Below are 14,450 nucleotides of genomic sequence, written 5' to 3' on the forward strand. Positions count from 1 at the left end.
ATCCGCGCGTGCGCACTAGTTGACCTCCTCCTCGATCCATTCCCTGAGGGTGGACACGACGGCGTTCCGCAACCGCTCCTGCGTGTAGTCAGTGCCGATCCTCTTCACGCCAACTACGAGTTGCCGGCCGTCGGGCAAATCGGTGTAGGCCCACACCTCGGTGAGATTGTTGATGACCTCGAGAGGGTTCACGTCCACATGTATCGGGCCCGCCGGCCCGTCCAGCTGGGTAGTTGCAGCGCCAAGTGGTGCGCGGCGGAATGTCGGGACCGCGGAGTTGTCGGGTTGATTGACTTGGACGGCGATCGCGTCGACCTGGAAGACGGTGCCTGCGGCCTCGACGACATCGGCTGGAAGTTGAGTGGCTGCCCATTCCTCGTCGTAGCGGGCGCCGCACGCGGCCGCGAGGGGAACTTCGTAGTACTCCGAAGCCAGGAGCGGCTGGCCGTCAAAGAGACCGAGGAGGTCCACGACGCGAGCACGCTGCTCGTCTGGGCAGGTTTCAAGGAGATCGGCGTCTTCCAACTCTGGCTCGCTGGGCGGGGTCGGTGTGGACTTAGCCTCGCCGTCTGAGCGACCGCGCTCTGGCGTAGTACCGGACTCGGTGGAAGCGCTCGGCTGGTCGCTCGCCCTGGCCCCCTTGTCGGGTGTGCCACATCCGCCAAGGACGAGCACGAGCGCTGTTGCTACACCGACGAGGCAGCCACTGCCACCCCGCGGACGTCCGTCACTGGTCCTAATTCGCCCAATCATCGACATCGATGACATGCCGTCCACCTCCGCATCCCCATCTGCAGTGGGTGCCAGGATCCAGTACTCGACCATGACCGTGCAGCAAATCCACCAGACCTGTCAGCCCCCCCCCCCCGCGAGATCTGCCGCTGGCGTCAAGCGCAACAACGAGTGCTCAACCTGGCCGTCAACAGGATCTCGTCTGCCCGACCAATGGTCGCGAGGGCTCAGAGTTTCCCCGTGCGGGCCGAGCACACTGCGGACCCGTTGACGTAGACGTCCCTCGTGGTTACGCCGGCGTCGACGACGCGAACCCTGAAGTACTTGCCGACCTTGAGCCGGAACGAACCCGTCGTGATCTCGTTGTTCGGCGCAATGATGACCTCGGTAGGCAGGCCTGCCCTGACCACCTGAATATTGGCGTACACACTGTCCTTCACCCCGACCTTGAGTTCCATCCACCGGCACGACGACTCGTTCCGCTTGATAACGGTCTTCCCGCGAACTGTCCATTAGTAGTTCCAGGCGTACTTGAACGCCTCGCCATGGATCGCGGTCGTCCGGACCGGCTGGGAGATGAGAGTCGCCAGTGAACGGTTCTTGTACGTGGTCGCCGTTGACGAGGTGGCGGCTACCGGCGGCGGTTCAGGAGCTCGATCTGCACTTGGAATGGGCGGTCTGCTGAGACGCGCCAGACTCTCGAGTCCATCGTTGACGGTTCCGACCGGCGTGGGTACTCCTGGTTGAACACTGGAGCGGCTCCGCCGCACTGTCACCCGGGCTCTGCTCCAGCGGCGTCCATGGGGTGATCGCCCAGAAACGCTGGAGGCGGACAAGTGACCGGCAACGAGCTCGTCTGACCAACCACTGCGAGCAATCGGACTAAAGGCGCCCCGGCGGGGTCGCGAGTCGCTAGCGTTTGCCCCTCAACAGCGAGAGGACCTGGGTGCCGCGCACAACAGCCACGAGCAAACGTGGAAGCGACTCGCTGGTGGCCGCCACAGCCGCCCCTACGGCGGAACTGGGTGCTCGCCGGACCCGACGAACCAGCCGCCGGTGCCGGCTCCGTGACTTGGCTCGCCTGCGAGGCCGCTGCAACGACGAGGAGGGCTGCCTACCAGCGCAGCCGTTCGCGGGCCCAGCTCAAGGAGCAAGTCCAGTAGCCCGCAAGCGGCGGCGCGAAACGAAGGGTGTAGTAATGCGAGGTTCTTCGATGCTCCCGACGCGGCAGCTGCTTCTCGGGGTGCTCGTCACCCTGCTCCTGCTGAGCGGTCAAGCAGCACCGGCGCAAGCTGAGACTCGCCCCTTGCGGGACCCGCGCGACCGCAGCATCGCGGCGCGCTATGACATGCGTTCTGTGACCCTCAACAGCAGAGAGACCCGGCTGGTCACCCGAGTGCGAGTTCGCGCACTACGTATCAAGGACGTGCTGCTTGTCGTCAGATTCCGTGACGGTCGCGGAGCTCCACATCGCGCCTTCGTCTACGCCGACGGCTCAACTCGGTTCAGCGAGGTGGCAGTGCAGGTCAACGTCGGCGATCCGTGGACAGTGGTGCCGTGCGATGGTCTGCGGCAACGCTGGTCTCGAAAGTCGGACCAGATCGTCCTGTCGCTCCCGCACTCCTGCGGAGGGGCGGCGTTTAATCGGTTCCGCATCACGACCGGCAAGTGGGGTGCCGCCCATCCAAGCGACGTGGTGCGCAGTCGCGCGACGCTCCTCCCTGGCGCGGCGCGTGTCTTGGAATGAGCTGCGTACCCACGGGGAGCCGCACCACACGACGGAGTGTGTCTGTCGCTTGCCAGGGTGATGGGACCACCGTGTTGCCAGGAGGATGGGACCACCTGGTCGTGTGAGTGAGCATCACCGTTGGCCTCCTTCGGATCTCCTTCTGGCCCGCCTACTCGGGCAACCGCGGTCCACTCCGGCTCACTACAACGGATAAGGCTCGGGTCAAGACGAACGAATCCACCAGCCAGGTGAGGTTGGCGGCGGATGGAGAGGACCCGCCTCGCCTGGTCACCGCCGGGACCTCGGCGCGGTCGCGAGTGGGCACGTGTCCGGGCTCCACACCACAGTCCCTAGGCGACAGGCGGAGGGTCTCGTCGGAGCCGATCCACGATCTCCAAGGTTCGATCGGACGGGTCGAGCGGCGGACGGTCATCGTCGCTGCGGTTGAACACCTCGTAGCGAAGGCAATGGTCCGCCTCAGCGTCGCCGCCCATTGCCTTCCTCGCCCGCGCGAGATCAAGCCGCGGCTTGTCCTCGTACGGAGCTGCGAGGATTGCCTGCTCGGCGGCCCATAGCGCCTCGCGCGGGCGGCCCTCGGCGAGTGAGTGTGTGGCGTACACGTGCGCTACGTCGACGATGGCTGCAGTCGCATATTGGTCGACGGGAGTGTCGACCAGCCAGCCGTAGCCGTTCGGTCGCTGTTGGTCGTACGGCGGACCGCCTACCAACTCCAGCGCCCTGCGTAGATCGTCGATCCCTGCAGGCCCTCGAGCTTCCCCGCGAGCTCGTAGTCGACGGAACAGGTCGGCGTCCATCAGCACTCCCGACAACTGGTAGCCTGCTGGCCGCGAACGCGCTGTGCGGCGGGGGAGGTGCCAGTCCTCCGTTCCCGGCTTCTTCCCCAGCCACTTCCGCAGCTGGCCCAGGCGGGTGTGCAGCGTGTTGTTCTGGATGCCGAAGTCGGCGGCAACCCGGTTCGGAGTCACCCCTTCGGGGTCACAGGAGAGGTATGCGGCCAGTTCGGCGAAATAGGCGGGTCGGCCCTCCACCTCTTTTGTCTTCTCCCCTGGAGTGCGAAGCTCGACCGGCCCGAGCACGCGGAGTTTCGGGTCGCTGACTCTCGGGATCGGCCCAGTCGGCAAGGTCGTGGTCGAGCTTTGGGTCCGCGGCAACGTCGGCCATAGCGGCGCTCGGTGCCACGGCATGCGCCAGGCCGGCCAGATCCTCCGTCGTCGATCGTCGTCACCACGGAGTTGTCCGGGATCGGGACAGGAGCCGGCGACGAGCGACAGGCTGACGTGCTGGTCTTTGTCGACCAGAAGAGCGACACCGCAGCTCACAAACCGAGAGAGCTGCGGATGTGGGCCACCGTGTCGACGGTCCGTGACGGCGACGAGTGGCTCATCTCTGGCGTCGAGACCGAGAGCTGATCGGGCGACCGAGACCGCGACCGATCCCGGACGCAGGCCTTGGGGTGAACGCCCCATCGACACGACACCCCGCCGGCCCTAACGTTTCGCCCAGATCTCGGGGACAACGCACATCAAGGAGATCGACATGGCAATGGTGGGGATGGATGTCGAGCAGGTACGCGGCCTCGGGAGCCAGCTGCTTGCTCAGGCGGACCAGGTCGGCGGAGTGATCACCGCGATCGAGGGGATCGTGGGGAGCCTCACGGCGGCGTGGACCGGGCAGGACGCCACCCAGTTCGCCGACTGGTGGAACTCCCAGCACCGCCCGGCGCTGCAGGCCGCCCAGGACGCCATCGCTGGCCTCGGCCAGTCGGCGCTCAACAACGCGGACGCACAGGAGCAGGTCTCGGGCGCCTGACCGGCGGCTGCTCTCGGGCCCTGTGCCGGCGTGGGGTTGCCGGCGCAGGGCCTTCCGTGTCGATGGGTCCCGAATCTGATTGAGGTGTGTGATGGCGTTCTGGGGGATGGATCTTGAACAGGTTCGCGGCCACGCCGACGGCCTGGCAGCACAGGCGCAACAACTGCAGAGCCTGATCGCTCAAGTCGACGGTGTCGTCGACCAGGCGTCGTGGGTGTGGCCTGGGCCTGACAGCGACGCGTTCAGGGACGGGTGGCACTCGACCTACCGGCCCGCGCTTGACGGTGCTGCGACCCAGCTCATCGACGCGGTGACCGTTCTGTATCGCCAGATCGAGGAGCAGGCGCTCGTCAGTGGCGAGCCCGTGCCCGCGGGCACCCTCGGCCCGGGTGGGTCTGCCGACATGTCGTGGCTCGATCGCTTCAGCGACGTCCTGCCGTGGCTTCAAGGGACCACCGGCGTGGCGGGCTTCTTGACGGCGCTCGGGGCGAACCGGGCACTGGCCGGTCGCTACTCCAACTCATACCTGCGGTTTGCCGAACTGTTGCGCCGGTCGTCTGGCGGCCTGCTCAGCGAGGGCTTCTTCCGCTACAAGGGCCCCCACAACGGGATCTTCAACGTTAACGGCCCGATCGCGCGGCTCGCGTCGTCGCCCACCTTCAGCCGGTTCAACCTGCTCAGCGGTGTGACCGGTCTCGGGCAGAGCCTGTTCGGCGCGTTCGGCCCGAACGGTTCGACCGGTGACCGGATCTACCAGGGGGTTGACGCCTTCGGTGACGGGCTGAAGTTGTCGAAGAACCCGGTCGCATACCTCAGTGGCGTGATCGTCTCCACCGGCAGTCACATCGGGCGGACCGCGCAGGAGGTCGACTGGTCGCCAGAGGGCTTCCAGATGGCATGGCAGTACGCATCGCAGAATCCTGGTGAGACTGCCGAGGAGTTCTTCACCTCGATTCCCAAGGTGCTGGGAGACGTGCTGTGACCGACCGTGCAGACTCCAACGTGATCCTCACCGACGACGAGGTCGCCGCGGTCGCGTCCACGACGGGGCGACCGTGGCGCCGACCACTGCTCACGATCGAGGACTCCGAGCGCGCGCTCACCAGTGCTATCGCCCGCGGTTTCCGGTCACTCGGACTTCGCGGCCTGGTGTCCGAAGCCGGGTTCACCGAGCCGCTGCTCGCTGCTGTTGCAGCGCAAGCGGGGCACAAACCGGTGCTTGCGGCTGTCGCAGTCGAGGACGACCTCTCGTGGAGCACCGATGCCGAGCGATGGGAACTGTTCGCCGCGCGAGACGGCGACTCGGCGGCGCTCAGCTGCATCTCTACGGCCGCCGGGATCCACGTCTTCGCCCCGTGCGGGTTCAGAGAGGCTGCCGAAGCGTTCGGCGAACTCCTCAAGCCAGCCCCTCCAGTCGACGGCCGGGAAGCGGCGATCTCCGTACTGGTCCGTGGCATCAACGGCGAGCACCTCGACAGTTACCTCATGCGCGCCGGTGTGCTATCGGTGATGCGACCAGGAAGCGAGGGTCGGCTCCCTCCAGAACCGACCGAGCCGGTCGACTGGCCCGGCGTCCTCGCCGCGATCAGCACTGCCGACCGAGCGAGTGCCGCGGAAGGCCAGTGATGACCTTCGTCGGCATGGATCTGGTAGCCGTCCAACGGGGTGCGACCGCGATGGCGGCCCAGGGTGACCGGCTGACTGACCTGCTGTCTCAGCTCGATGGCGCGGTTGCGAACCTGACCGTCTTGTGGCCGGGACCGGACTGTGACGCGTTCCAGACTGCGTGGTTCGACCAGCATCGCTCGTCGTTCCAGGCGGCTGCAGATGAGCTGTCGACCCGGGCGCAGTGGCTGCAGCGCCAGCTCGAGGACCAGGCCGAGGTCAGCGGCATGACGATGGATCAGGTTAGTGCGCTGGTGCTCGAGCCGTGTGTGGAGCCGGGTGACACCTCGACGCAAACGTTGCTCGACCTGTCGCAGGCCGCGTACCCCGACAGCGGTGACGTGGGTGGCTGGCATCGGCTCTCCGACGACGAGCTGCTCGTCCTGGGCATCGACCCGGGGATGGTTCGCGATCCGGCGTCCGGGTTCTCGGCGTCGGTCTTCCGGAACGCCGAGGGCCAGATCGTGGTCGCCTACCGTGGCACCACCGAGTGGTTCAGCGGGTTCGCCGTCGGCCCGGACCTGCTCGCCGACGTCGAGGGATCGGTTTATCTCTCCCAGCAGAGCGAACAGGCAGTCGCTCTCGCGCTCGCACTGCGCAACGCAGTGGGCGTGGAGAACCTCACTTTCACGGGCCATTCCCTGGGTGGCCGGCTGGCCGCCGTCTCCTCCATCGCCACTGGGGCGCACGCCGACACGTTCAACGCGGCCGGTGTGAGCCCGAGCGAGATGATGTACGCCCATATCGCTGGTGGCGGCGAAGGCCCGAACTTCTTCCAGTGGCTCGGGACGCACAACCCGCTCATGGACGACCGCTTCGATGCCGCCGTGCTGGGGATCGACACCAGCAACATCGTGAACCATCAAGCGCCCAACGACATCCTCGGCAGCCTGCAAGTCGCGACACCGGTCCCTGACGCGGTGGGCACCCAGCAATACACACCCATCGAGACCCTGAACCCGATCGACGCCCACGGCCTCGACAGCCTGGACGAGTCGATCTGATGACTCCACGACTCATCGACGACGCGTGCCGGCAAGGCCTGGGAGAGATCCTCGGGCCGCGCGGAAGGGAGGTAACCCAATGGCACAGCCCACGCCGCCACCACCTCCACCCCCTCCCCCGACCTCGCCAGCCGCTGTCGCAGCAGACTCGCGCGGGCTGCGGCGCCGATGGCGGCTGCTGATCCTCGTTGTTGCTGGCGTTCTCGCAGCGACAGCGGGCGTAACCGCGGTGCTGGTCCTGAACGACGACGACGGAGGCGGGCTTCCGACAGTCGCTGAGATGGACGCCGTGACGTTCGACGACCCGGGTGGTCCGCCACCGGACGCGTGGGCCGACTCGATGAAGGCGTGGCTGCGCATCGGGGATGACTCCGAGTGCCGGATCGGAAGCGTCCACGACTTCACCCAGGGGCCGCGGACCGACGAGTTCGGCCCAGGCTTCGACTATGTTCTCTTGGACGGCGCCGAGGGCGATGAGCCCCTCCGGGCGTTTTACACGGTGCCGGTACGTGGCGAGGAGGACCGACGGGCGTTCGCACTGTCGTTGGAACTGTTCGTCGACGTCGATGCCGCCCTTGCCGAGTGGGACGCGTCGGTGTCCGGTGACAACGACGAGGGCGAGCGCCTCGAGTACCGACGCCGATCCGACCCTCAGCCCTTCCTTGGTGGCCAAGCGTGGGTGGACTGCTGGCTGGGCTTCGATCGTCCTGATGGAGACCGTAACTGCGACGCTTTCTTCTTCTACGACGGCGGCTGCTGCAGGGTGAACTGTCGGGAGGCCTGGACCCCGACCCGACCCCGCAGGAGGCCGCGGACTGGTTCACTGCGGCACTCCCCGGGGTGGTCGGCTCGCAAGGTTGATCGGTCGGGGTGTGATCGGTGGGGGGCTCTTTGACGTCGTCCCCGGCACGACGGGCAGTCAGGTGTCGACCTGAGGAACTCAACTGGTCGTGCGGCCCAGGGCCCGGACGCCGTCGATGAGGCCGTTTGTCAGGTCGCCGGCCCCGAACGTGCGCTGCATCGAGGCGGCCACCCGCGCCACATAGGGGTCGGGCAACTGGGGCCTCAACTGATCGCCGGTCACGATCTCGAAGACGCGTGCGTCGGGATCGATCATGAGGAGCACGGTCCGCCTGGGTTCCTCAAGCGTCGCGTGGAGGCGGAGCGCGTAGGAGCGCGGTGGCGTGGCGGCGGCGCCAATGTACACCGAGATGCTCGTTCCAGTGGACGCGCGCACGTCGGCGATCGCCCGCTCGATCCGGCGGGTGTCGCGGGCGGTGAAGCGCACCTGCGGAGCCGCGGGACGAGCTTTCGCGTCGTCGCCTGACATCGTTCGGGCTGGCGGCGGCACAATCGTGGTGTGCGCGCCGAACATCGTGACCTCACCGGCCCACGCCGACACGACGGTGGCGTCGAGCAGGGTGTCGTCCTCGTATTCGGCGACGATGACGGGCGAGGCGTCGGCCAGTGGAACGAGGGCTCGTAGGTCGGCGGCGAGCTCTTCGACGGAGGCATGTCGGTCGGCCGTCTGCTTGGCGAGTGCCCGCGCGAGGAGCCGGTTGACACCCAGGATGACTTCGGAGGTTACGGCGAGCCGCGGCAAGGGGTCTTCCCGGTGCCGGCGGGCGATCTCGAGCGGGGTGCCGGCGTAGGGCGGGCGGCCGACGAGGAGGGCCCACAGCACGCAGCCGAGGGAGTAGATGTCGCCGCTGACGTCCGGGCGGGCACCGGTGTGCCGCTCGGGCGCCATGTAGGCGGGGCTTCCGATTACCCCTCCGGCACGAGTGTGCTCGCTCTCTGCGGTCGCCGCGATCCCGAAGTCGCACAAGAAGACCTGGAGCCGTTGGCCGCGTTGCCGCACGAGGACGTTGCTGGGCTTGACGTCGCGGTGGATGACGCCGACGTCGTGGGCGCTGCCGAGGCCTTCACACAGCTGCAGCACGACGTCGAAGGCATGAGGCAGGTCGAGCGGCCCGCGCTCGCGCAAGGTCTGGGCGAGGTCGCCACCTTCGATCAGCTGGGTGGCCATGAACAGCGTCCCGTCGACCTCGCCGAAGTCGTAGATGTGGACGACGTTGGGTGAGTCGAGCTTGGCCAGCAAGGCCGCCTCGCGGCCGAACCGGTCGCGGAAGTCGCGGTCGCCCGACAGCTCCGCGCTCAGGAGCTTGAGTGCGACCGGGCGTCCGAGGACGGTGTCCTCTGCTCGATGCACGACACCCATGCCGCCGCTGCCGAGGAGTCCGGTGACCTGGTAGCGGCCGAAGGCCTGCGTGGAGCTGGCTGGTCCGGGCACGGTCTACTCCTCCACGAGCGGCAGCTGCACCTTGGCGACGGCACCGCCTTTGACCCAGAACCCGCGTCCGGGCGGGAAGTCGGTGCGTCGGGTGCGCGGCAGCGTCGTCCGCAGCAGTCCTTCGCCGTCGGCCTGGTCGGGCTGCAGGAGCAGGCCGGTCCGGCCGTTGCGGATCTCCATCGTCAGCGGCCAGGAGCTGGTCCATGCGGGGGTCTCGGCCTCGGCGATGACCGGGCACCCGGCGCGCCGCATGGCCTGGATCCTCTTCAGAAGCGCCTGTTCGACTGTGCTGCCGACGAAGTCGGGCAGGTACTCCACGACGAGCGCCAACGGTGGTGGGTCGTCCGGTGTCGCCGGCGGCTGGACCGGGCCCTGCTGGTCGAGGCGCTCGAGCACGGACCGGACCTCCTCCTCGTGGTCGGCGCACATCTCCCACAGGTCGAGGCCCGACAGTGGGGTTCGGCGGGTGCTGAGGTGAACGATCGGCAGCTCGGGCCATCTGCGCCGCAGCGACGTGGCCAGCCACCGGACGGCGTTGGTGCGCCCCGACTGGGGTGGCCCGGCGACCATGATCACGCCGGTCGGGTCGAACGCCATCGGCGCGAGCGTTGTGTCGGCGACCCCGAGGGTCGGTCGTCCACGCACCTCGACGGGGAGGCTGCCCGTGGTGACCAGCGAGTCGAGCGCGCGGATCGTCGGTGGTTTCGTGTGGTGCGGTGCGAGCCGGACGGCAAGGTTGTCCAGCGCGGCCGCTTGGGCTGCGGCTGAGGCGATGGACGCCTTCACGTGCTCCTCGGAGATGAGGACGGCGAGCTGCATCTCCTGCCCGGTCTCGCTCCAGATCGCCCGCCCGGGATGGCTCGAGGGGGTCAGGATGTCCCGGGGCACACCCAGGGCCAGGTACGCCTCCTCGTCGGCCTGTCGGAGCACGATGCGCCGTTGGAAGGCCGACATCACCGACCCGGGTACGGCGGCCGGCCGGTCGGCCGTCATGGCGACGTGGACGCCGACAGCGCGGCCGTCGAGGAGGATGCGCTGGAACCGCTGGTAGAGCCACGCCCCGGCCGTCGTCTCGTAGGCCGTGCGGAAGTTGCTGAACCCGTCGAGGAGCACCAGCAGTCGCGGCTCCTGGGGCCGGTCGGCCTGGTTGCGGTAGTCGTCGATGTTCGCGGTGCCGGCGCCGTAGCGGGCCGCTCGTTCCTCGATCACCTGGCCGAGGTAGGTGATCAGGCGTTGCACCCGCTCCTCGTCCTCGCCGGCGATGATGCTGCCGACGTTGGGCAGCACGTTGAGCGAGGCGAGGGCGCCGGTGGCGAAGTCGAGCCCGTAGACGTGGACGAGACCGCCGCCGGGTGTGATGGCGGATGCGGCGGCCAGGGTCCGCAGCGCCGTGGTCTTCCCGGAGCCGCCGGTGCCGACGAGCAGCAGGTTGCCGTCGGTGTCGGGTCGGTAGAACGCGACGTCCTGCCGCTGGTCACCCGGAGCGTCGACGACGCCGAGCGGGATCGCGGTGTCGCGGCGCGGCTTCAACGCCTCGCGGCCGAGTCCGTAGATCGGGGCGAGGGGGTCGAGCCAAGGCCGTCGTGGTGGCGGGACCGCCGCGCGGGTGGACGCGATGCGGATCGTGGTGACGACTCGGTCGATGTCCTTGGCGATCGACTGGTCGGTGTGGGGTGGTTCGGGGAGCTTCCACGCACGCCCCGTGCCGAAGTCGAGATCGTTGACCTCGATCGGTGGGGTCTCCGGTTCCGGTGCTGTGCGGGCGCCCGGGAACGCGGACTGGAACGTCGTGATCCGGCCAGGTCCGGTCTTGGCGGCACCGCGCCCGGGGATGGAGGTCGGGAAGTGCGCGGCCACGGCGTCGCCGAGGACGTCGAGGGAGTGGCTCTCGTCCGCCATCCGCAATGCGATCCGCAGGTTGGTGTTGGCGCGGATATTGTCCTTGATGACGCCGCCCGGGTGTTGGGTGGCGAGCACGAGGTGCAGGCCCAGTGAGCGTCCGCGTTGGGCGACGTCGACGACGCCTTCGACGAAGTCGGGCACTTCGGTGGCGAGCGCGGCGAACTCGTCGACGACGATGATCAGGCTCGGTGGGCAGTCCGGGTCGCCGGTCTTCTCCAGGTCGATGAGGTCCTTCTTACCCTTCTTGTTGAGCAGGTGCTCGCGGTGCTGGAGCTCGGCCTTCAGGCTGCGCAGCGCGCGACGGACGAGGTAGGGCGACAGGTCGGTCACCATGCCGACGCAGTGCGGGAGCGCCACGCAATTCGCGAACGCCGAGCCGCCCTTGTAGTCGACGAAGAGGAAGGTGACCCGGTCCGGGCTGTAGGCGTGGGCGAGTCCGAGGACCCATGCCTGCAGGAACTCCGACTTGCCTGCGCCGGTGGTCCCGCCGACCAGGGCGTGCGGTCCTTGGGCGCGCAGGTCGATCGCGAACGGCTCGGAGCCGGCGTGGCCGACAACGGCCCGCAGGTCGGCGGCATGTTCCCGCGCGACCGGCGCTGACCCGTCTCGGACCGCGAGCGACTGGTTCTCTCGCCAGCGGGTGACCACGACGTCTGCGTCGTCGCTGGCGTCGTGGCCGAGCAGGGTCACGACCGAGACCGACCGCGGGAGGTCGGACTCGTCCTCCACTGGGCGGCCGGCGTCCACGAGGGGAGCGAGACGGCGGCCGATCCGCGTGGCCTCGGCCGCGTCGAGGCCTTCCATCGCGACGGCATCGACCTGCACCTCCTCCCGCACCATGCCGACCGTGCCGGATCCGCCGTCGACCCAGGCGAAGGTGCGGCACGATGCCGGCAGGCTCGAGACGGCGTCGGCGATCCACAGCACGAACACCCCGACGTCGGGGCCGAGCTCGGCGATCCGGGTGAGCCGGGCGAGATCGGCGGCGGTGTCGTCGACGATGACGACCACCGACGGCACCCGCGGCGGGTCCGGCTGCTCGGCTTCTTCCAGCGGTCCGCGGAGGCGTGCGCCAGCGCCGTCGGAGCGGGTATCGATCAGCTCCTCGAGCTCGTTGAGCACCACGGTCCCGGTGCCGGGGTCGGCAGACAGGTGGTGCCGCAGCGGCGAGTGCGGGGAGGCGGTGTGTGGGAGCCATTCGATCCACTCCCACGTCCCGCGGTTGGTTGAGGAGGTCAAGCACGTCATCACCACCTCGGCGGGTGAGTGCAGGACCGCGATCTGGGCGGCCGCCGCGCGGGCCACGGCCTCGCGTCGCTGGGGTGGGCCGGCGATGCCGAGCCCGCCGACGACCCGGAGGTTGCCCACGACCGGTGCGTCGCGGAGCAGGGCGAACTCCGCTGCGAGCTCTTCGGAGCGGCGTCGGAAGTCGGGCAGTCCGCCTGCCCGCGGCAGCTCGGCGACGTGGTGCGGCGGGATCGCGCCGAGGCCGAACCGGACATTGAGGAATTCTGGGTGCTCGGTGCGGCGGCACCACAGCACGCCGGAGTGCCGGTCGACGGAGTCGACGCACGCCGACATGGACGGGTGCAGTTCGGCGAGCTGAGCCCGCTCGTGGTCGTGGCCGTCGGACAGTTGGCGGCGGCAGGTGTCCAGGGCACTGTCGAACTCGGCAATCTCCTCCCGCAGCGCGAGTGCTCGCTGCCGACGCTGGTCGATGAAGTTGGCGAGCATGAGCAGCGGGGTCATGCAGATGAAGATGAGCGAGAAGGTGCTGCCGGAGCTGCTGTTTTGCGAGGACTGGATGCGCCAAAACAGCAGGCCACCCATCAGCAGCGGCACCATCAGCATCAGCCACGGGAACCGCACCAGCTGCCGCGGCCGGGGCGGTTGCGGCAGCTCGACCGGCGTGGGCGAGGGTCGGGCCACCACCCGAGGGGAGCGGATGAAGCCGGTGTCGGTGGTGGCACTCGGGCCGGTGGGGGCGAGTGAGACCACCGAGACCGTCGAGTCCCCCAGCTCGATCATGTCGCCGACCGCGACCGCGATCCGCGAGACCCGGACCCCACCGACGATGACACCGTTGGAGGAACCGAGGTCGACCACCTCGACCTTCGACCCGACGATGACGCGGGCATGCTGCTTGGACACCGACGGGTCCTTCAAGCGGACCTCGCATTCGGCCGAGCGGCCGATGGTCGAGCTGCCGAGCCGCAGATGGAACTCCTCGCCCTCATCCCGGCCGCGCAGCACGCGGAGCACGGCGACCGTCGGCGTTCCGGCCCGGGTGGCCTCGAACGAGTCGGCATAGGTGATCGCGAGGCTGCTTCCAGACTGGATGCCCGAATCGATCAGGGTCTGCTCGGGGTCGATCGGGTCCGGCACGCTCCCCCGTCCGGCGCGTGCCAACGTGACCGAGCGTTCGGGCTGGAACTGGCCACCGCGGCGGTCAGATGCCGCAAGTGCGGTTGCGACGTCGCCGACGGTGGCCGTCGCGTCCGCGGTGATCTGCACCTGGTCCTCCCCCTGGCCGCCGTGCGGCTGGGCGAGGGTGACCTTGACCTTCATTCGTCCTCCTCCGCCGAGGTGGTCTGCGGAAGGTCGAGCAAGGCCAGGTCGTCGGGGGTGACCAACAGCGTCGAGACGGCGTACTCGACGAGGTGGAGCCGACGGTTCGACGCCATCCGAACGCCGGCTCCGCGCAGCCCGCGGACCCCGGCTGCGGTGAGCTTGTCGCAGACGTTCTCGATCTTCTTGTCGAACCGCTTGGTCGACCAGCCGAGCCGGCCGGCGGCCTGACCGGTGCTGGGGATCTCGCCGGCGCCCGAGCCCGAGCGGCGCAGCACCGGTTCGGCCAGCGCCAGGATCGCCAGTAGCTGCGACTCGGTGAACTGGCCGGGGATGATGGTTGTCGTACCGGCGCCGGAGGTTGGCCGCCGGACCGGGTCGTACGGGGTGTCGGCGACGTCGACGATCAGCTCATAGAGCGTCTCGCCGGCGGCGAAGGTGATCAGGGTGCGGGGAAACACCAGTGGAAGCTGCGCGCCCGGGGCGAGGGTGCTGCGCATCAGCCCGTTGGCGTCGGTGAGGTACGCAGCGAGCCGGCCGCCGACGTTGGCCACCCACCACATGGCGTCGCGGTGGCTGAATCGCAGGAAGTCGCGGTGCAGGTAGGGGTTGTCGTCGATCTCCAGATCACCGGAGCGGCCCACGGTCAGGTCCCGGCCGGGTTCGGCGGTCAGGATCTCGCCGGCGAAGTCGAGGGAGATGGACGGCTTGTCTTGGTCGGTCATGT

At 68.5% G+C, this 14,450-nt stretch carries 13 protein-coding genes; 7 read left to right on the forward strand and 6 right to left on the reverse strand.

All coding sequences use genetic code 11. From position 1 onward, the window contains the following. Positions 1-15: 15 nt before the first annotated feature. Both H0488_RS02865 and H0488_RS02870 read right to left on the reverse strand, forming a co-directional pair. On the reverse strand, positions 16-825 hold the full coding sequence (locus tag H0488_RS02865; protein ID WP_183097773.1) for a hypothetical protein: 810 nt from the start codon (positions 823-825) through the stop codon (positions 16-18). A 134-nt stretch (positions 826-959) separates the two neighbouring features. Next, positions 960-1,190, reverse strand: a complete 231-nt coding sequence (locus H0488_RS02870) for a hypothetical protein (RefSeq protein ID WP_183097774.1) — start codon at positions 1,188-1,190, stop codon at positions 960-962. 755 nt (positions 1,191-1,945) lie between these two features. On the opposite strand from H0488_RS02870, the gene H0488_RS02875 reads away from it, so the two are divergent. Then, entirely contained in the window at positions 1,946-2,479 is a 534-nt protein-coding gene (locus tag H0488_RS02875; protein ID WP_183097775.1) for a hypothetical protein, read from the forward strand. Positions 2,480-2,811: 332 nt separating this feature from the next. On the opposite strand, the gene H0488_RS02880 is transcribed toward H0488_RS02875, so the two are convergent. Next, positions 2,812-3,558: an AfsR/SARP family transcriptional regulator gene (locus H0488_RS02880; protein WP_183097776.1), complete on the reverse strand. Its 747-nt coding sequence runs from the start codon at positions 3,556-3,558 to the stop codon at positions 2,812-2,814. A gap of 96 nt (positions 3,559-3,654) precedes the next feature. Between H0488_RS02880 and H0488_RS02885 the strand changes: the two genes are divergently transcribed. The 6 genes from H0488_RS02885 (at position 3,655) to H0488_RS02910 (ending at position 7,855) form a co-directional block, all read left to right on the forward strand. Next, a complete protein-coding gene (locus H0488_RS02885) occupies positions 3,655-3,891 on the forward strand; it encodes a hypothetical protein (protein ID WP_183097777.1) in 237 nt (78 codons plus the stop codon). A 127-nt stretch (positions 3,892-4,018) separates the two neighbouring features. After that, positions 4,019-4,291: a WXG100 family type VII secretion target gene (locus tag H0488_RS02890; RefSeq protein WP_220794135.1), complete on the forward strand. Its 273-nt coding sequence runs from the start codon at positions 4,019-4,021 to the stop codon at positions 4,289-4,291. A 91-nt stretch (positions 4,292-4,382) separates the two neighbouring features. Then, positions 4,383-5,273, forward strand: a complete 891-nt coding sequence (locus tag H0488_RS02895) for a WXG100 family type VII secretion target (protein WP_183097778.1) — start codon at positions 4,383-4,385, stop codon at positions 5,271-5,273. Beyond that, positions 5,270-5,917 (forward strand): hypothetical protein, encoded by a 648-nt coding sequence (locus H0488_RS02900; protein ID WP_183097779.1) that lies wholly within the window; start codon positions 5,270-5,272, stop codon positions 5,915-5,917. The genes H0488_RS02895 and H0488_RS02900 overlap by 4 nt, the downstream gene beginning before the upstream one ends. Then, positions 5,917-6,960 carry a Tle-like phospholipase domain-containing protein gene (locus tag H0488_RS02905; RefSeq protein ID WP_183097780.1) on the forward strand — a complete coding sequence of 348 codons (1,044 nt, stop codon included), beginning with the start codon at positions 5,917-5,919 and terminating at the stop codon, positions 6,958-6,960. The genes H0488_RS02900 and H0488_RS02905 overlap by 1 nt, the downstream gene beginning before the upstream one ends. A gap of 229 nt (positions 6,961-7,189) precedes the next feature. Continuing rightward, positions 7,190-7,855 (forward strand): hypothetical protein, encoded by a 666-nt coding sequence (locus H0488_RS02910; protein WP_183097781.1) that lies wholly within the window; start codon positions 7,190-7,192, stop codon positions 7,853-7,855. 45 nt (positions 7,856-7,900) lie between these two features. Here the strand turns inward: H0488_RS02910 and H0488_RS24870 are convergent, their stop codons facing one another. The 3 genes from H0488_RS24870 to H0488_RS02925 are packed head-to-tail and all read right to left on the reverse strand — an operon-like array spanning position 7,901 to position 14,448. Further along, complete coding sequence (locus tag H0488_RS24870; protein ID WP_183097782.1) at positions 7,901-9,253, reverse strand: serine/threonine-protein kinase; 1,353 nt, start codon at positions 9,251-9,253, stop codon at positions 7,901-7,903. Positions 9,254-9,256: 3 nt separating this feature from the next. Further along, complete coding sequence (locus H0488_RS02920; protein ID WP_183097783.1) at positions 9,257-13,723, reverse strand: type VII secretion EssC family protein; 4,467 nt, start codon at positions 13,721-13,723, stop codon at positions 9,257-9,259. Then, on the reverse strand, positions 13,720-14,448 hold the full coding sequence (locus H0488_RS02925; protein WP_183097784.1) for a hypothetical protein: 729 nt from the start codon (positions 14,446-14,448) through the stop codon (positions 13,720-13,722). Before H0488_RS02925 ends, H0488_RS02920 begins: the two co-directional genes overlap by 4 nt. Positions 14,449-14,450: the final 2 nt, after the last annotated feature.

This window comes from Nocardioides pelophilus (assembly GCF_014180685.1).
Lineage (GTDB): Bacteria > Actinomycetota > Actinomycetes > Propionibacteriales > Nocardioidaceae > Nocardioides > Nocardioides pelophilus.